Raw genomic sequence first — 16,500 nt, 5'->3', positions numbered from 1 at the left:
GCACGGCCCGCTCGCGGCCCGCGGTTCACGGCAGGGCGAGCATCCGCTCCAGCGCGAGCCTGGCGTACCGCTCGGTCTCCTCGTCGACCTCGATGCGGTTCACCACGGTGCCGTCGGCCAGCGACTCCAACGTCCAGACCAGGTGCGGCAGGTCGATCCGGTTCATGGTCGAGCAGAAGCAGACGGTGCGGTCGAGGAAGACGACCTCCTTGCCCTCGTCGGCGTAACGGTTCGCCAGTCGCCGTACGAGGTTCAGCTCCGTCCCGATCGCCCACTTCGACCCGGCGGGGGCGGCGTCGAGGGCGCGGATGATGTACTCCGTCGAGCCGACCTCGTCGGCCGCCTCCACCACCTCGTGCCTGCACTCCGGGTGCACCAGGACGTTCACGCCGGGGATCCGCTCCCGCACGTCGCGCACGGAGTCCAGCGAGAACCGGCCGTGCACCGAGCAGTGCCCGCGCCACAGGATCATCCGGGCGTCCCTCAGCTGCTGCGGCGTGAGCCCGCCGCCGGGCTTGTGCGGGTTGTAGACGACGCAGTCGTCGAGGGACATGCCCAGGTCCCGTACGGCGGTGTTGCGGCCGAGGTGCTGGTCGGGGAGGAAGAGGACCTTCCGCCCGTTCGCGTCCCCGTCGTCGCCCTGCTCGAAGGCCCACTCCAGGGCTCGTCGCGCGTTGGAGGAGGTGCAGATGGTGCCGCCGTGCCGACCGGTGAACGCCTTGATGTCGGCGGAGGAGTTCATGTACGCGACGGGCACGGTGGCGTCGGCGACCCCGGCGTCGGTGAGCACGTCCCAGCACTCCGCGACCTGCTCGGCGGTGGCCATGTCGGCCATCGAGCAGCCCGCCGCCAGGTCCGGCAGCACGACCTGCTGCGCGGCGGAGGTGAGGATGTCGGCGGACTCGGCCATGAAGTGCACGCCGCAGAAGACGATGTACTCGGCCTCCGGGCGGGCCGCCGCGTCCCGCGCCAGCTTGAAGGAGTCGCCGGTCACGTCCGCGAACTCGATGACCTCGTCGCGCTGGTAGTGGTGGCCGAGCACGAAGACCCGGTCTCCGAGCCGTGCCTTGGCCGCCCGCGCGCGCTCCACCAGGTCCGGGTCGGACGGCGAGGGCAGGTCCCCGGGGCACTCCACCCCGCGTTCGCTCCTCGGGTCCGCCTCGCGGCCGAGCAGGAGCAGGGCGAGGGGCGTCGGCTGTACGTCCAGGGGCTGGGCGGTGGACACGTCACGCACCCTTTCTGTTTCCAGAACACGAGACTTATCGTCTCTTTGACGCTATCTATCATAGCCGCTTCGCGTCAGTTTGACGATGGCCCTCGCGTCGATGTGACGCGTTCCGACCGCGCGGGCCCGGCACCGTACGACCCGGATGCGTACGGTGCCGGGGTCGTACGTATGCGGGGTCGGGAACGGACCGGTGACCGTGCGGGGACCGGTGTGCGAGCATGAAGGCGCGTGAAACGACGCGACCGCCTGGAATGAATCCGGGATGCCGCTGGTTGCAGCCGGTGGCAGAGCAGTCCGTACAACCCGGGAGAGAAGCAGATGTCCGTATCGGACGAGACCGCTGTGAGCGAGGGCATCATCCTGTCCGACACCGCCACGGCGAAGGTCAGGAGCCTGCTGGAGCAGGAGGGCCGCGACGACCTGGCGCTGCGTGTGGCTGTCCAGCCGGGCGGCTGCTCCGGCCTGCGGTACCAGCTGTTCTTCGACGAGCGCTCCCTCGACGGCGACGTCGTGAAGGACTTCGAGGGCGTGAAGGTCGTCACCGACCGGATGAGCGCCCCGTACCTGGGCGGCGCCTCCATCGACTTCGTCGACACCATCGAGAAGCAGGGCTTCACCATCGACAACCCGAACGCGACCGGTTCCTGCGCCTGCGGCGACTCGTTCAGCTGACGGCGGCACCACCGGGCCCGGCCGCCGCACCGCGGTGCCGGGCCCGACGTGTGCCGCCACGGGCTCCGTGCTCTCCCACCCCGTACGACGGCCCGTACGCCGCCCCCGTACGACGCGCGGACACGGCGAAGGCGGCCGGCCCCCCACAGGCCCGCCGCCTTCGCCGTGGTGCGCCTCAGCCGCGCCTCACTTCTCCGGCAGCGGCGCACCCTTCCGGGCGTCGACGACCTCGCGGTCACCGAGCGCCTTGTCCAACGTGACCTCGACGGTCTGCTTCTTCGCGACCATCACGCACGCCTTCTTCTCCGGGTCCCGCTCACGCTCCTCGACCGTGACGGTGACCTTGTCCCCGGACTCGTCCGCCTTCACCGCGTGCTTGTGGCAGACGCCGCCCCAGAAGGTGACGGTCAGCGTCCGGCCGTCGGCCTCGTACGAGGAGAGCGCCTTGCTCTTCTCCGCGCCGCCGCCCGTGGACGGGGGCTCGGCGGTGCCGTCGTCACCGTCGCCGCGCTCCAGGAACTTCGGCTGCACGGCCGGGAACGCCACCGGGTAGGTCTCCTCGCCGCCCGGCCGCTGGACCTCGTAGATCCAGGACGGTACGAGCACCGGCTGGCCCTTCGAGAACTGCGTGGCCAGCCCGAACTCCGCACCCGTCACCGCCAGCGGTTTGCCCGTGCCGGGGCCGCAGGGCACGTCCTCCGACGTGCCGCCGGGCGCGGGCTTCGTCTCCGACCCGCCGCCCGGCTTCTTCGCCTGCGGCGGGGTGGCGCAGCGGGCCTCCAGGGTGGTCGGGCCGCCGTACTCGTTCAGCTGCTTCAGCGTCTCCTCGGCGCTCATCACCGGGTACTCGGTGCCCTTGTCCAGCTCGCCGAGCTGCCCGTGCGCCCGAGCCACCTCGCCGTCCGGGCCGACGGTGAACTTGCCGCCCCAGTCGTGCGTCGGCAGGCCGTCCACCTCCGGCCGGGCGTCGACGACGCGTACGGAACCGTAGGCGGAGGACGCGTCGAGCTTCGCGTCGGAGATGTCCAGCGCCTCCAGCAGCGGCTTGACGGCCTCCTTCGCCTTCGCCTCCGACACCGGCTCGGTGCCGTCCGACGGCACGGCGTCGTCCGCCGAACCCTCGCCCGGCTGCGCGCACTTCTGGTGGCCGGGCAGCTTCCCGCCGCCCTTGCCGTGGTCGGTGCCGCAGGAGGTGTCGATCAGGTCGGGCTGCCGGGTGTACGTCCACATGCCCGGCGCGCTGTCGCTGCCGACCGAGAGCGACGGCTCGTCCTTGCCGCCCGCGATGGTCCAGCGGCCGTTCTCCAGCTTCGGCGTGCCCGGCACGTCCAACGCCTTCGCGATCCCGGCGACCTCGTCCTTGTCGACGTCGTCGGCGCGGCGGTGCACGGACGCCGAGTCCGGGCCGTCGGGCAGCTCGCCCGCGGCGCGGTACTTCGCGGTGCCGCCCGGGTCGGGCTCGCCCGGTGCCACGCCGGAGCGGCCGCCGTCACCGCCGCCCGCCTCCGTACGGCCCGCGCCGTCCAGTACGAGCGGTTCGGGCGATCCGCCGTCGGCGGCGGACGAACCGCCGTCGTCGTCGGAGGCGTTCGCGGCCAGGTACGCGCCTCCGCCCCCGGCCAGCAGTACGGCTGCCGCCACCGAGAGGACGGTCAGGCGACGACGTCGCTCCCGGGGTTGCTCGGGGCTCTCTTGGGTGCTCACGGCTTCGCTCCTTCGGCTCCGCTCATCGCTCGTCGTTCGAGTCGCGTCCCTTGGTGCGGGACGCCGGTTGGACGGAGCGCCGCCGTGAGCGGTTCCCTCAGTTCCCGTACTCGGACATACCGGCCACGAGCTGCGCCGAGCGTGACGGCACCCGTACGCCGTGCGAAGCTTCGGCGGCGGGAAGGCGCCCGGCGGGCGCCGTGGCGGAACGGGAAACGGAACCGGAAGCGGAGCCGGGGACGGGGCCCGCGTCGGCCGCCTGGTGCCAGTGCGGTGCCATCCGGGCGCAGTCACCGCGCAGTTGGGCGAGGGACTCGGGCTCGGACGGGGGGAACGCGGGGAGGTGCGGGTGGTTCGTCATGGGGGCGACGCTATGCGGCCCGTGCTGCGCCGGGAAGGCCCTACTATCTGGTAGTTACACCCTGTTCGGCTCCGTCACCGGAGCGGGTAGCGTGAACGGGACCCTCTCCCGTCTTCTCCTCCAGGAGCAGATCTCGTCGTGCGTATCGCAGTCACCGGCTCCATCGCGACCGACCACCTGATGACCTTCCCCGGCCGTTTCGCCGACCAGTTGGTCGCGGACCAGCTGCACACGGTCTCCCTCTCGTTCCTCGTCGACGCCCTCGACGTCCGCCGCGGCGGCGTCGCCGCCAACATCTGCTTCGGCATGGGCCAGCTCGGCGCCGCGCCGATCCTGGTCGGCGCGGCCGGTGAGGACTTCGACGAGTACCGCGCCTGGCTCGACCGGCACGGGGTGGACACCGGCTCGGTGCGCATCTCCGAGACGCTGCACACCGCGCGTTTCGTCTGCACCACCGACGCCGACCACAACCAGATCGGCTCCTTCTACACCGGCGCCATGAGCGAGGCCCGCCTCATCGAGCTGCACACCGTGGCCGAGCGCGTCGGCGGCCTCGACCTGGTGAGCATCGGCGCGGACGACCCCGAGGCGATGATCCGCCACACCGAGGAGTGCCGGACGCGCGGCATTCCCTTCGCGGCGGACTTCTCGCAGCAGATCGCGCGGATGGACGGCGACGACATCCGCGTCCTGACCGAGGGCGCGGCGTACCTCTTCACCAACGAGTACGAGAAGGGCCTCGTCGAGACCAAGACCGGCTGGACCGCCGAGGAGATCCTCGACCGCGTCGGCACCCGCGTCACCACGCTGGGCGCGCGGGGCGTGCGGATCGAGCGGAAGGGCGAGGAGCCGATCCTCGTCGGCTGCCCCGAGGAGGAGCGCAAGGCCGAACCGACCGGCGTCGGCGACGCGTTCCGCGCGGGCTTCCTCACCGGCCTCTCCTGGGGCGTCGACCTGGAGCGGGCCGCGCAGGTCGGCTGCATGCTGGCCACGCTGGTCATCGAGACGGTCGGCACGCAGGAGTACGCGCTGCGCCGCGGCCACTTCATGGAGCGCTTCACCAAGGCGTACGGCGACGACGCCGCCGCCGAGGTCCGTTCCCACCTCGGCTGAGCGCCCCCCGCTCCCCGTACCCGTACCCGTACGGCGTGCGCCGCCGCGTCAGTCGCGGCGGCGCACGCGGTACGCGGTGCCCTCCGCGCCCAGGTAGTCGTGGCCGCGCATCTCGCACCAGGCGGGGATGTCCAGCCGCGCCGCCTCGTCGTCCGCGAGCACGGTGACGACGCCGCCCACCGGCACCCCGCCGATGGCCCGCGCCAGTTCGATGACGGGGGCGGGGCACAGCCGCCCCAACGCGTCGACGGTCACCCCAGCGGACGTTCCCTCCGCCTCGGCCGCCGGGGTGCCGCTCCCGGCCGGTGCCCCCAGGTGCGCCCGTACGGAACGCACCGCCTCCGGCAACACCTCCAGGAAGCGGTCCACCTCCGCCGCGTCCGTCCCCGGCGGCAGCGACACCCGTACGTTCCCCTCCGACAGCACACGCATCGCCTTCAGCACATGACTCGGCGTCAGCGTGCTCGACGTGCACGACGAGCCGGACGACACCGAGAAGCCCGCCCGGTCCAGCGCGTGCAGCAGCGCCTCCCCGTCCACGTACAGGCACGAGAACGTCACCAGGTGCGGCAGCCGCCGTACGGGATCGCCCACCACCTCGACGTCCGGCACCAGTTCGGGCACCCGGGCCCTGATCCGGTCCACCAGCGCGCGCAGCCGCGCGCCCTCCGCCTCGGCCTCCGCGCGCGCGGCGCGCAGGGACGCGGCGGCGGCGACGACCGCGGGCACGTTCTCGAAGCCGGGCGCGCGCCCCGCCTCCCGCTCGTCGACCGGCGGCGGCGCGGCGAACCGCGTCCCCTTCCGTACGACGAGCAGCCCCACGCCCGACGGCCCGCCCCACTTGTGCGCGCTGCCCGCCAGCAGCGACCAGCCCTCCGGCACGGCCTGGCGGCCGAGCGACTGCGCCGCGTCCACCAGCAGCGGCACGCCCGCCTCCCGGCACGCCGCCGCCACCTCGGCGACCGGCTGCACGGTGCCCACCTCGTGGTTGGCGCTCTGGAGGCAGGCGAGCGCCACCCCGTGCCCCGTACCGTTCCCGGCCGCGAGCGCCCGCGCGTACGCCTCGGCGTCCACCCGTCCCGTACGGTCCACGCCGACCTCCGTCACCTCGCCGCCCGCCGCGCGGTGGGCCGCCGCCGCGTGCAGCACGGCGGAGTGCTCGACCGCGGAGACCACCAGCCGGCGGCCCGCGCGTCGCCGCCCGGCCGCCGCCCCGGCGACGCCGGTGTGCAGGGCGCGCGTGCCGGACGTGGTGAACGACAGCTCGTCCGGCCGACAGCCGACGGCGTCGGCGGCGGTCTCGCGCGCCGCGTCCAGGAGCAGCCGCGCCCGGCGGCCCTCGCGGTGCAGCCGCGCGGGGTCGGCCCAGCCCTCGTCGAGGGACGCGAGCAGCGCCTGGCGGGCGACGGGGTGGAGGGGGAGGGAGGACGCGGCGTCGAAGTAGGACACGTACGCACGTTAGGACACCCGTGCGCGGGGGCCCGCGACCACCCGCCCGCACCGCCCCGACGTGCCGTGTACGCACCGTCAGGCGGCCCGCCCCGTACGGCAACGCCGCCGGTGGGGCGGCGCGTCCACCCCTTCGGGGTGCGGTGCGGCGCGTTGGGCACCCTCCCCGCGCGGGCCCAAATGGCGTCCGTTAGGGTTTGGTCCGCGTAAACATCCAAACCCCTGCCCCGCCAGGGCCGCGCCCGACCATCCAACGGCCGAGCCCGGCCGAGCGGGCGAGACTCTCGGGAAGGCGCTACGTGAGTCCCAACGGCTCCGACCTCCCCCACCGCCCGAAGGGCGGGGGCGGTACCCCCATGTCGAGGCGCCCGATGCGGCGGAAGCTGCACCACGCACTGCTGGCGGGCCTGGTCCTGGCGACCGCGACCGGTTGCACATCGAAGGACTTCCCCCGCCTCGGCATGCCCACCCCGGTCACGGAGGAGGCGCCGCGCATCCTCTCCCTCTGGCAGGGTTCGTGGGCCGCCGCGCTCGCCACGGGCGTGCTGGTGTGGGGTCTGATCGTGTGGAGTGTCATCTTCCACCGGCGGTCCAAGACCAAGGTCGAGGTGCCCCCGCAGACCCGGTACAACATGCCGATCGAGGCGCTGTACACGGTGGTCCCGATCATCATCGTGGCCGTGCTCTTCTACTTCACCGCGCGCGACGAGGCGAAGCTCCTGGAGACCTCCGACAAGCCGGACCACGTGGTGAACGTCGTCGGCTACCAGTGGAGTTGGGGCTTCAACTACATCGAGGACGTCGACGGCGACCCGTCCACGTCGCACGAGAAGGCCACCGCCCTCGACGCGATCCCGGACCGCATGAAGGAAGCGTTCCCCGAAGGCGCCGAGGGCGTCTACACGGCGGGCACTCCCGGCGACCGGAACCCGCAGAACGACAACCCCGGCCCGACGCTGTGGCTCCCCAAGGGCGAGACCGTCCAGTTCGTGCTGACCTCGCGGGACGTCATCCACTCCTTCTGGGTGGTGCCGTTCCTGATGAAGCAGGACGTCATCCCCGGCCACACCAACCGCTTCGAGGTGACTCCGAACAAGGAGGGCACCTTCATGGGCAAGTGCGCCGAACTCTGCGGCGTGGACCACTCCCGGATGCTGTTCAACGTCAAGGTCGTCTCTCCGGAGCGCTACCAGAAGCATCTGGAGGAGCTGGCGAAGAAGGGCCAGACCGGCTACATCCCGTCGGGCGTTCCGACCACCGGCGACGCCAGGAATGCGGAGACGAATAACCCGTGAGCATCCTCAACGAACCGCACCAGGGTGCCGCAGCGGCAGACGCCTCGAACGAGAACGCGCTGCCCGTGCGCCGTAAACAACCCGGCAACGTCGTGGTGAAGTGGATGACCACCACCGACCACAAGACGATCGGGACGCTCTACCTCGGCACGTCGTTCCTGTTCTTCGTCATCGGCGGCGTGATGGCGCTGTTCATGCGCGCGGAACTCGCCCGGCCGGGCACGCAGATCATGTCGAACGAGCAGTTCAACCAGGCGTTCACCATGCACGGCACGGTGATGCTGCTCATGTTCGCCACCCCGCTCTTCGCGGGCTTCGCGAACTGGATCATGCCGCTCCAGATCGGCGCGCCCGACGTGGCGTTCCCGCGGCTGAACATGTTCGCGTACTGGCTCTACCTCTTCGGCTCGCTCATCGCGGTCGCCGGTTTCCTCACCCCGCAGGGCGCGGCGGACTTCGGCTGGTTCGCGTACTCGCCGCTCTCCAGCGAGGTGCACTCGCCGGGCGTGGGCGCCGACATGTGGATCATGGGTCTGGCCTTCTCCGGCTTCGGCACGATCCTCGGCTCGGTCAACTTCATCACCACGATCATCTGCATGCGCGCACCCGGCATGACGATGTTCCGCATGCCGATCTTCACCTGGAACGTGCTGCTCACCGGTGTCCTGGTGCTGCTCGCCTTCCCGGTGCTGGCCGCCGCCCTCTTCGCGCTGGAGGCGGACCGCGAGTTCGGCGCGCACATCTTCGACGCCGCGAACGGGGGAGCGCTGCTCTGGCAGCACCTCTTCTGGTTCTTCGGGCATCCGGAGGTCTACATCATCGCGCTGCCGTTCTTCGGCATCGTCTCCGAGGTCATCCCGGTCTTCAGCCGCAAGCCGATGTTCGGCTACATCGGCCTGATCGGCGCGACGATCGCGATCGCGGGCCTCTCGGTGACGGTCTGGGCGCACCACATGTACGTCACCGGCGGTGTGCTGCTGCCGTTCTTCTCCTTCATGACCTTCCTGATCGCGGTGCCGACGGGCGTGAAGTTCTTCAACTGGATCGGCACCATGTGGAAGGGCTCGCTGTCCTTCGAGACACCGATGCTCTGGACGATCGGCTTCCTCGTCACCTTCACCTTCGGTGGCCTGACGGGCGTCATCCTCGCGTCGCCGCCGATGGACTTCCACGTGTCGGACTCGTACTTCGTGGTGGCCCACTTCCACTACGTCGTCTTCGGCACCGTCGTCTTCGCGATGTTCGCCGGATTCCACTTCTGGTGGCCGAAGTTCACCGGCAAGATGCTGGACGAGCGGCTCGGGAAGATCACCTTCTGGACGCTGTTCACCGGCTTCCACGGCACGTTCCTCGTGCAGCACTGGCTCGGCGCCGAGGGCATGCCCCGCCGGTACGCCGACTACCTGGACGCGGACGGCTTCACCGCGCTGAACACGGTCTCCACCGTCAGCTCGTTCCTGCTCGGCATGTCGATGCTCCCCTTCTTCTACAACGTGTGGAAGACCGCGAAGCACGGCGAGAAGATCGAGGTCGACGACCCCTGGGGGTACGGCCGTTCGCTGGAGTGGGCGACCTCCTGCCCGCCGCCGCGGCACAACTTCCTCACGCTGCCGCGTATCCGGTCCGAATCCCCGGCGTTCGACCTGCACCACCCGGAGATCGCCGCGCTCGACCAGCTCGGTGACCCGGACCCGCGGGAGAAGGCTCTCGTCGGGGACAGCGCGCACGGCGCCAAGCCGGGAGAGGGTGAGAGCAAGTGAAGATCCAGGGACACATGTTCCTCTGGCTGTCCGTCTTCATGCTCGGCGTGGCCATCGTCTACGGCCTCTGGTCGAAGGAGCCGGTCGGCACCACGGGCCTCTTCCTGGCCTTCGGTCTGTCCGCGATGATCGGCTACTACCTGGCCTTCACCGCCCGCCGCGTCGACACCGGCGCGCAGGACGACAAGGACGCGGACGTCGCGGACGACGCGGGCGAGGTCGGCTTCTTCAGCCCGTACAGCTGGCAGCCGCTCTCCCTGGCGGTCGGCGGCGCGTGCGCCTTCCTGGGCGTCGTCTTCGGCTGGTGGCTGCTGTTCTTCTCGCTGCCGCTGCTGCTGATCGGCCTGTACGGCTGGGTCTTCGAGTACTACCACGGCGAGGCGCAGAACCAGTGACCGCCACCCGCGTCCGCTGAGGCGGCCGCGCGGAAGCACCACGCCGACGGCCCGGGTCCCCGCGACCCGGGCCGTCGTCGTACCCGGGGGAGCGCGGGGCGGGCGCCGTACGGGAGGTGGGGCGGGCGGGGGCACCCGTTCGCAGGAGTCCAGCAGGACCGTACGGGTCGGTGTCCCCGACGCTGGGCACATGACACCTCGACCGAAGTGCCGGAAGGCCCTGGCCTGCGCCCTGATAGTCGGGCCCCTGGCGGCGGGGCTCACCGCCTGCGGCGGCGACTCCAGCCCGCTCGCCGCGGCACCCTACGACGCGGGCGACCAGGTCGTCGTCAACGCCGACGCGGCGGAGGACGGCGGCCGCGTCGACTCCCGCGAACCCCTCGAAGTGACCGCGTCCGGCTCCGGGTCGCGCATCACGGACGTCCTCGCCACCGACGCGGCGGGCCGCCGCCTCGCCGGAAAGCTGTCGTCGGACGGCGACCGCTGGCGCTCGACGTCACCGTTGGCCGCCGGTGTCCGCTACACGGTGGTGGTCAGCACCGAGAACGGCGACGGCGCACCCGGCAGCCGCACCCTGCGCTTCCAGACGAAGCCCGCCGACGGCCGCAGGCTCGGCGTGACGTTCGGCCCGGAGCGCGGCACGTACGGCGTCGGGCAGCCGCTCGTCGCGGAGTTGAGCCACCGGATGCGCGGCGCGGGGGAGCGCCGGACCGTGGAACGGGCGCTGCGCGTCGAGTCCACGCCGCGTACGGAGGGCGCCTGGCACTGGGTGGACGGCCGGACGCTGCACTACCGGCCGAAGGGCTTCTGGCCCACGCACGCCACCGTCACGGTCAGCTCGTCACTCGGCGGCGTCGGCATCCGCGACGGCCTGCGCGGCGGCGACACCAGACCGCTGACGATCCGTACGGGGGCGCGCGTCGAGGCGCTGGTGGACATGAGCGCGCACACCATGTCCGTACGGCGGAACGGGAAGCACCTGCGCACGCTGCCGGTGACCACGGGCAAGTCGGGCTTCGAGACGCGGAACGGCACCAAGGTGGTGCTCGGGAAGCAGCCGTTCATCCGGATGCAGGGCACCAGCATCGGCATACCGGAGGGCAGCTCCGAGTCGTACGACCTGCCGGTGCACTGGAACACGCAGGTCACGCGCAGCGGCGAGTTCGTGCACGCCGCGCCCTGGTCGACGGGCTCGCAGGGCTCCGCCAACGTCAGCCACGGCTGCACGGGCATGAGCACGGCGAACGCCCGCTGGTTCTACGAACTGGTCCGGCGCGGCGACGTGGTGCGCTACGTCAACGGCTCCGGCGACCGCATGGACCCGTTCGACAACGGCTTCGGCGACTGGAACCTCTCTTGGAAGGAGTGGCGCCGCGGCAGCGCGCTGACCGGCGGCGCGGACGCCGAGCACGTACGGAACGGCCCCGGACGACTCCGGTTCGAGAGCTGAGCCGCGGGCTGTGACACGACGGCGGGCGGCTTGCGACGAAGAGGGCCGGAGCGAAGGCGCCCGGCGTGGACTCCGGTGGGAACGGCGGACGTTCACCGACCGGAGCCCGTACGCCGGGCCGCGCCCCGCGTGCCGTACGTCAAGCCGCTCCCGCGCCCGACCGCTCCTCCTCGCGCAGCAGACCCGCGAGGGCGTCCGCGAACGCGACCGGCTCCACCGGGTGCGAGACGGCGGCCTCGGCGCGGCTCCAGGTGGCCAGCCAGGCGTCCTGGGGGCGGCCGATGAGGAGCAGGACCGGCGGGCAGTCGAAGATCTCGTCCTTGATCTGTCGGCAGACACCCATGCCGCCCGCCGGCGCGGCCTCGCCGTCCAGCACGCAGACGTCGATCCGGTACTCCTCCAGCGCGGACAGCACCGCCGGGAGGGTCGCGCACTCCAGGTACTCGACCTGCCGCACGTCGGAGGCGGGGCGCCGCCCCGCGGCGAGCCGCACCTGCTCGCGGGTGTTGGCGTCGTCGCTGTAGACCAGCACCGTGGCGGTCGGCTCCATCGTTCCTCCGCGTGTCGTTCTCGTCGAACTTCCCCTGCCTGCCCGGGATGCTACTCCCTGCGGGCCCGCGTCAACACCGCAGCCCAGGGCCTGCCGGACACGCGTTTGAGCAGCGCAGGACGGTCGGACACACCGAACGGCACCCCCGGAAGTGAGGCCGCGATAAGCGACCGACATAATGTCGGCGTGGCGACAGCAACAGCAGTAGAAACCGGGCACGCGCACCCGTCGGTCAACCGACCGAACCTCACCAGCGTCGGAACCATCATCTGGCTGAGTTCCGAGCTGATGTTCTTCGCGGCCCTCTTCGCGATGTACTTCACCCTGCGGTCGGTGACGGGTGCCGACTTCTGGAAGGAGCACGCCGAGGCGCTGAACGTGCCGTTCTCGGCGGCCAACACCACGGTCCTGGTGCTCTCCTCCCTCACCTGCCAACTCGGTGTGTTCGCGGCCGAGCGCGGCGACGTGAAGAAGCTCCGGGGGTGGTTCATCGTCACCTTCATCATGGGTGCGATCTTCATCGGCGGCCAGGTCTTCGAGTACACGGAGCTGGTCAAGCACGAGGGACTCTCCCTGTCCTCTGATCCCTACGGATCGGCGTTCTACCTGACCACCGGTTTCCACGGGATGCACGTGACGGGTGGCCTCTTCGCGTTCCTGCTCGTGCTGGGCAGGACGTACGCGGCGAAACGGTTCACGCATCAACAGGCCACTGCGGCCATCGTCGTGTCCTACTACTGGCACTTCGTCGATGTCGTCTGGATCGGCCTCTTCGCCACGATCTACCTGATCAAGTGAGCCTGGCGGCCCGCCTCCTCGGCCGCAGACCACCGCAGACACAGCCAGAAGCACCGACGCAGAAGATCCTGACACCGGGGTAATCCGTGAAAAAGCTCTCCGCACGACGGCGCCATCCGCTGGCGGCGCTCGTCGTCCTACTCTTCGCGCTGGCGGCCACCGGGGGGCTGTATACCGCGCTCGCCCCGGCGGACGAGGCCAAGGCCGACCAGGGGTCGAGCTCCTCCCTCGCCATCGACGAGGGCAAGAAGCTCTACACCGTCGGCTGCGCCAGCTGCCACGGGACCGGGGGCAAGGGCACGAGCGACGGCCCGAGCCTCACCGGTGTCGGCGCCGCCGCCGTGGACTTCCAGGTCGGCACCGGCCGGATGCCCGCGCAGCAGCCCGGCGCCCAGGTGCCGAAGAAGCAGGCGAAGTACACGCAGGCGGAGACCGACCAGCTCGCGGCCTACATCGCCTCGCTCGGCCCCGGCCCCAGCGTGCCGAACAAGGAGCAGTACGACCCCAACGGCGCCGACCTGGCGAACGGTGGCGAGCTGTTCCGCACCAACTGCGCGCAGTGCCACAACTTCACCGGTGAGGGCGGCGCCCTCTCGAAGGGCAAGTTCGCGCCCGACCTCGGTGACGTCAGCAAGAAGCACGCCTACGAGGCGATGCAGACCGGCCCGCAGAACATGCCGTCCTTCCCCGACACGGTGCTGACCCAGAAGGACAAGGGCGACGTCATCGCCTACCTGAAGACGGTCAACAGCGACGAGGCGGAGACCCCCGGCGGTTACAAGCTCGGCGGCTTCGGCCCGGTCAGCGAGGGCCTGTTCGGCTGGGTGTTCGGTCTCGGTTCGCTGGTGGCCGTCGCCATCTGGGTCGCAGCGCGGACCGCAAAGGCCAAGAAGTCATGAGCAGTGAGACTGGATCCCACGGAACTGGATCTGACGAGATCGTGCCAGAGAACGAGAAACTCCCCGGTGAGCACGGGCACCAGGGCCACAGCGTGGCCGTACTGGACGAGGACCCCTTCGCGGACCCCGGACTCCCCCCGCACGAGCACCGGGTGCAGGACATCGACGAGCGGGCGGCGCGGCGCTCCGAGCGCACCGTCGCGCTGCTGTTCACCGTGTCGATGCTGGCCACGGTCGCCTTCATCGCGTCGTACGTGGCGTTCCCGATCGACAAGATCGTCTACGTCTGGCCGCTGGGCCACGTCAGCGCGCTGAACCTGTCGCTGGGCCTCAGCCTCGGCATGGCCCTCTTCTGCATCGGCGCGGCGGCGGTCCACTGGGCCCGCACGCTCATGTCGGACGTGGAGATCGCCGACGAGCGCCACCCGATCGAGGCGGAGCCCGAGGTCAAGCAGAAGGTGCTGGCCGACTTCCGGCAGGGCGCCGAGGAGTCGCAGCTCGGTCGGCGCAAGCTGGTGCGGCACACCATGCTCGGCGCGCTGACGCTGCTGCCGCTCTCCGGCCTGGTCCTGCTGCGCGACCTCGGTCCGCTGCCCGGCACGAAGATGCGGCACACGGCCTGGAAAAAGGGCAAGCTGCTGATCAACGAGAACACCAACGAGCCGCTGAAGCCCGAGGACATCGTCGTCGGCTCGCTGGCCTTCGCCAAGCCCGAGGGCCTGGAGCGCGAGGACCACGACTTCGCCACGGAGATCGCCAAGGCCGCCCTGATGCTCGTCCGCATCGAGCCGGACGACATCAAGGACAAGCGGTCCCTGGACTGGTCCCACGAGGGCATCCTCGCCTACTCGAAGATCTGCACCCACGTCGGCTGCCCGGTCAGCCTCTACGAGCAGCAGACGCACCACGTGCTCTGCCCGTGCCACCAGTCGACGTTCGACCTTTCCGACGGCGCGCGGGTGCTGTTCGGCCCCGCGGGCCACCCGCTGCCGCAGCTGAAGATCAGCGTCAACAAGGACGGCTACCTCGAAGCGCAGGGCGACTTCGCGGAGCCTGTCGGCCCGGCCTTCTGGGAGCGCGGATGAGTACGACGACCACCAACGCACCCGGCGCGGGAGCGCCGGGCAAGCGCAAGGCTCCCGCGGGCGAGAAGGTCGCGGACTGGGCCGACGGCCGGTTGGGGATCTACACCCTGGCCAAGGCCAACATGCGCAAGATCTTCCCGGACCACTGGTCCTTCATGCTCGGCGAGATCGCGCTCTACAGCTTCATCATCATCATCCTGACCGGCGTGTACCTGACGCTGTTCTTCACGCCGAGCATGGGTGAGATCGAGTACCACGGCTCGTACGTGCCGATGCACGGCGTCGTGATGTCCGAGGCGTACGCGTCGACGCTGGACATCAGCTTCGACGTGCGGGGCGGGCTGCTGATCCGGCAGATCCACCACTGGGGCGCGCTGATCTTCATCGCGGCCATGCTGATGCACATGATGCGGGTGTTCTTCACCGGCGCCTTCCGCAAGCCGCGCGAGCTGAACTGGATGTTCGGCTTCCTGCTGCTCATCCTCGGCATGTTCACCGGCCTGACGGGCTACTCGCTCCCCGACGACCTGCTGTCCGGCACCGGTATCCGCTTCATGCACGGCGCGATCCTGTCGACGCCGGTGGTCGGCACGTACGTGGCGATGTTCCTGTTCGGCGGCGAGTTCCCCGGGCACGACATCATCCCGCGCTTCTTCGCGATCCACGTGCTGCTGCTGCCGGGCATCATGCTCGGCCTGCTGACGGCGCATCTGATCCTGGTCTTCTACCACAAGCACACCCAGTGGGCGGGTCCGGGCAAGACCAACAAGAACGTCGTCGGCATGCCCCTGCTGCCGGTCTACATGGCCAAGGCGGGCGGGTTCTTCTTCCTGGTCTTCGGTGTCATCGCGATGATCGCCGCGACCTTCACGATCAACCCGATCTGGGTGCTCGGCCCGTACCGCCCGGACCAGGTGTCCACCAACGCGCAGCCCGACTGGTACATGGGCTTCCCCGAGGGCCTGATCCGCTTCATGCCCGGGTGGGAGATCAACATCTGGGGGCACACGCTCGTGATGGGCGTGTTCATCCCGCTGATGCTGCTGCCGGTGGTGCTCACGGCGATCGCGGTCTACCCGTTCGTCGAGTCGTGGGTGACCGGGGACAAGCGCGAGCACCACATCCTGGACCGGCCGCGGAACGTACCGACGCGTACGGGCTTCGGCGCCGCCTGGATCGCCGCGTACCTGGTGCTGCTGATCGGTGGCGGCAACGACGTGGTCGCGCAGTTCTTCCATCTGTCGATCAACGCGATCACGTGGTTCGTCCGGATCGGCTTCTTCGTGGTCCCCGTCCTCACGTTCATCATCACCAAGCGGATCTGTCTGGGACTCCAGCGCAAGGACCGCGAGAAGGTGCTGCACGGACGGGAGTCGGGCATCATCAAGCGGCTGCCGCACGGCGAGTTCATCGAGGTGCACGAGCCGCTGGCGCAGGAGGACCTGCACACGCTCACCGCGCACGAGCAGTACCGGCCCACCGAGATCGGACCGGACACGGACGAGCACGGCGTACGGCGCAAGGTCGGCCCCGTCGAGAAGCTCAGGGCGCGGCTGTCCAAGGGCTACTACGGCGAGGACGCGCAGATCGCCAAGCCGACCGCCGAGGAGTACAAGGAGATCACGAGCGGCCACGGCCACCACTGATCCCCGGCACGCCGCCGCGCGGCGCGCCGCACCGCGGGCCCCGGCCCTCCGTACACCACGTACGGGGGCCGGGGCCCGCGGCGTGTGCGGGGCAG

General features: G+C 70.5%; 15 protein-coding genes. 10 read left to right on the top strand and 5 right to left on the bottom strand.

All coding sequences use genetic code 11. From position 1 onward, the window contains the following. Positions 1-25 precede the first annotated feature (25 nt). Positions 26-1,225 carry a quinolinate synthase NadA gene (nadA, locus tag D7M15_RS05630; protein ID WP_121516481.1) on the bottom strand — a complete coding sequence of 400 codons (1,200 nt, stop codon included), beginning with the start codon at positions 1,223-1,225 and terminating at the stop codon, positions 26-28. A 321-nt stretch (positions 1,226-1,546) separates the two neighbouring features. Between nadA and D7M15_RS05620 the strand changes: the two genes are divergently transcribed. Further along, positions 1,547-1,900 carry an iron-sulfur cluster assembly accessory protein gene (locus tag D7M15_RS05620; protein ID WP_121516480.1) on the top strand — a complete coding sequence of 118 codons (354 nt, stop codon included), beginning with the start codon at positions 1,547-1,549 and terminating at the stop codon, positions 1,898-1,900. A 186-nt stretch (positions 1,901-2,086) separates the two neighbouring features. On the opposite strand, the gene D7M15_RS05615 is transcribed toward D7M15_RS05620, so the two are convergent. Together D7M15_RS05615 and D7M15_RS05610 are read right to left on the bottom strand one after the other, a co-directional pair. Continuing rightward, positions 2,087-3,604 (bottom strand): hypothetical protein, encoded by a 1,518-nt coding sequence (locus D7M15_RS05615; RefSeq protein WP_121516479.1) that lies wholly within the window; start codon positions 3,602-3,604, stop codon positions 2,087-2,089. A gap of 97 nt (positions 3,605-3,701) precedes the next feature. Next, complete coding sequence (locus D7M15_RS05610) at positions 3,702-3,965, bottom strand: hypothetical protein (RefSeq protein WP_121516478.1); 264 nt, start codon at positions 3,963-3,965, stop codon at positions 3,702-3,704. 138 nt (positions 3,966-4,103) lie between these two features. Between D7M15_RS05610 and D7M15_RS05605 the strand changes: the two genes are divergently transcribed. Further along, positions 4,104-5,078 carry a carbohydrate kinase family protein gene (locus D7M15_RS05605; protein ID WP_121516477.1) on the top strand — a complete coding sequence of 325 codons (975 nt, stop codon included), beginning with the start codon at positions 4,104-4,106 and terminating at the stop codon, positions 5,076-5,078. A gap of 48 nt (positions 5,079-5,126) precedes the next feature. On the opposite strand, the gene D7M15_RS05600 is transcribed toward D7M15_RS05605, so the two are convergent. Then, positions 5,127-6,527, bottom strand: coding sequence for a cysteine desulfurase/sulfurtransferase TusA family protein (locus D7M15_RS05600; RefSeq protein WP_121516476.1), 1,401 nt, complete (start codon positions 6,525-6,527; stop codon positions 5,127-5,129). Positions 6,528-6,883: 356 nt separating this feature from the next. Between D7M15_RS05600 and coxB the strand changes: the two genes are divergently transcribed. From coxB to D7M15_RS05580, 4 genes are all read left to right on the top strand, one after another. Then, positions 6,884-7,822, top strand: a complete 939-nt coding sequence (gene coxB, locus D7M15_RS05595) for a cytochrome c oxidase subunit II (RefSeq protein WP_121516475.1) — start codon at positions 6,884-6,886, stop codon at positions 7,820-7,822. Beyond that, the gene (gene ctaD, locus D7M15_RS05590) at positions 7,819-9,582 is read left to right on the top strand and encodes a cytochrome c oxidase subunit I (protein ID WP_240649141.1); all 1,764 of its coding nucleotides are present in this window, start codon (positions 7,819-7,821) and stop codon (positions 9,580-9,582) included. Before coxB ends, ctaD begins: the two co-directional genes overlap by 4 nt. After that, positions 9,579-9,977, top strand: coding sequence for a cytochrome c oxidase subunit 4 (locus D7M15_RS05585; RefSeq protein WP_121516474.1), 399 nt, complete (start codon positions 9,579-9,581; stop codon positions 9,975-9,977). The genes ctaD and D7M15_RS05585 overlap by 4 nt, the downstream gene beginning before the upstream one ends. Before the next feature lie 190 nt (positions 9,978-10,167). After that, entirely contained in the window at positions 10,168-11,427 is a 1,260-nt protein-coding gene (locus D7M15_RS05580; RefSeq protein WP_121516473.1) for an Ig-like domain-containing protein, read from the top strand. A 139-nt stretch (positions 11,428-11,566) separates the two neighbouring features. Here the strand turns inward: D7M15_RS05580 and D7M15_RS05575 are convergent, their stop codons facing one another. After that, on the bottom strand, positions 11,567-11,977 hold the full coding sequence (locus D7M15_RS05575; RefSeq protein WP_121516472.1) for a response regulator transcription factor: 411 nt from the start codon (positions 11,975-11,977) through the stop codon (positions 11,567-11,569). Positions 11,978-12,163: 186 nt separating this feature from the next. Between D7M15_RS05575 and D7M15_RS05570 the strand changes: the two genes are divergently transcribed. The 4 genes from D7M15_RS05570 to D7M15_RS05555 all read left to right on the top strand — a co-directional run bounded on the left by D7M15_RS05570 (position 12,164) and on the right by D7M15_RS05555 (position 16,405). Then, on the top strand, positions 12,164-12,775 hold the full coding sequence (locus D7M15_RS05570; RefSeq protein WP_121516471.1) for a heme-copper oxidase subunit III: 612 nt from the start codon (positions 12,164-12,166) through the stop codon (positions 12,773-12,775). 86 nt (positions 12,776-12,861) lie between these two features. Further along, positions 12,862-13,674: a c-type cytochrome gene (locus D7M15_RS05565; RefSeq protein ID WP_121516470.1), complete on the top strand. Its 813-nt coding sequence runs from the start codon at positions 12,862-12,864 to the stop codon at positions 13,672-13,674. Beyond that, a complete protein-coding gene (locus D7M15_RS05560; protein WP_121516469.1) occupies positions 13,671-14,759 on the top strand; it encodes a Rieske 2Fe-2S domain-containing protein in 1,089 nt (362 codons plus the stop codon). The genes D7M15_RS05565 and D7M15_RS05560 overlap by 4 nt, the downstream gene beginning before the upstream one ends. Beyond that, the gene (locus D7M15_RS05555) at positions 14,756-16,405 is read left to right on the top strand and encodes a cytochrome bc complex cytochrome b subunit (protein ID WP_121516468.1); all 1,650 of its coding nucleotides are present in this window, start codon (positions 14,756-14,758) and stop codon (positions 16,403-16,405) included. The genes D7M15_RS05560 and D7M15_RS05555 overlap by 4 nt, the downstream gene beginning before the upstream one ends. Positions 16,406-16,500 lie beyond the last annotated feature (95 nt).

This window comes from Streptomyces sp. Z26 (assembly GCF_003665095.1).
GTDB classification, from domain to species: Bacteria; Actinomycetota; Actinomycetes; order Streptomycetales; family Streptomycetaceae; genus Streptomyces; species Streptomyces phytohabitans.
This window is presented reverse-complemented; position numbering and strand designations above follow the sequence as displayed.

Coding starts and splice junctions, on each gene's coding strand:
- D7M15_RS05620 (WP_121516480.1), top strand. CDS start 1,547: ATGTCCGTATCGGACGAGACCGCTGTGAGCGAGGGCATCATCCTGTCC.
- D7M15_RS05610 (WP_121516478.1), bottom strand. CDS start 3,965: ATGACGAACCACCCGCACCTCCCCGCGTTCCCCCCGTCCGAGCCCGAG.
- coxB (WP_121516475.1), top strand. CDS start 6,884: ATGTCGAGGCGCCCGATGCGGCGGAAGCTGCACCACGCACTGCTGGCG.
- D7M15_RS05580 (WP_121516473.1), top strand. CDS start 10,168: ATGACACCTCGACCGAAGTGCCGGAAGGCCCTGGCCTGCGCCCTGATA.
- D7M15_RS05575 (WP_121516472.1), bottom strand. CDS start 11,977: ATGGAGCCGACCGCCACGGTGCTGGTCTACAGCGACGACGCCAACACC.
- D7M15_RS05560 (WP_121516469.1), top strand. CDS start 13,671: ATGAGCAGTGAGACTGGATCCCACGGAACTGGATCTGACGAGATCGTG.
- D7M15_RS05555 (WP_121516468.1), top strand. CDS start 14,756: ATGAGTACGACGACCACCAACGCACCCGGCGCGGGAGCGCCGGGCAAG.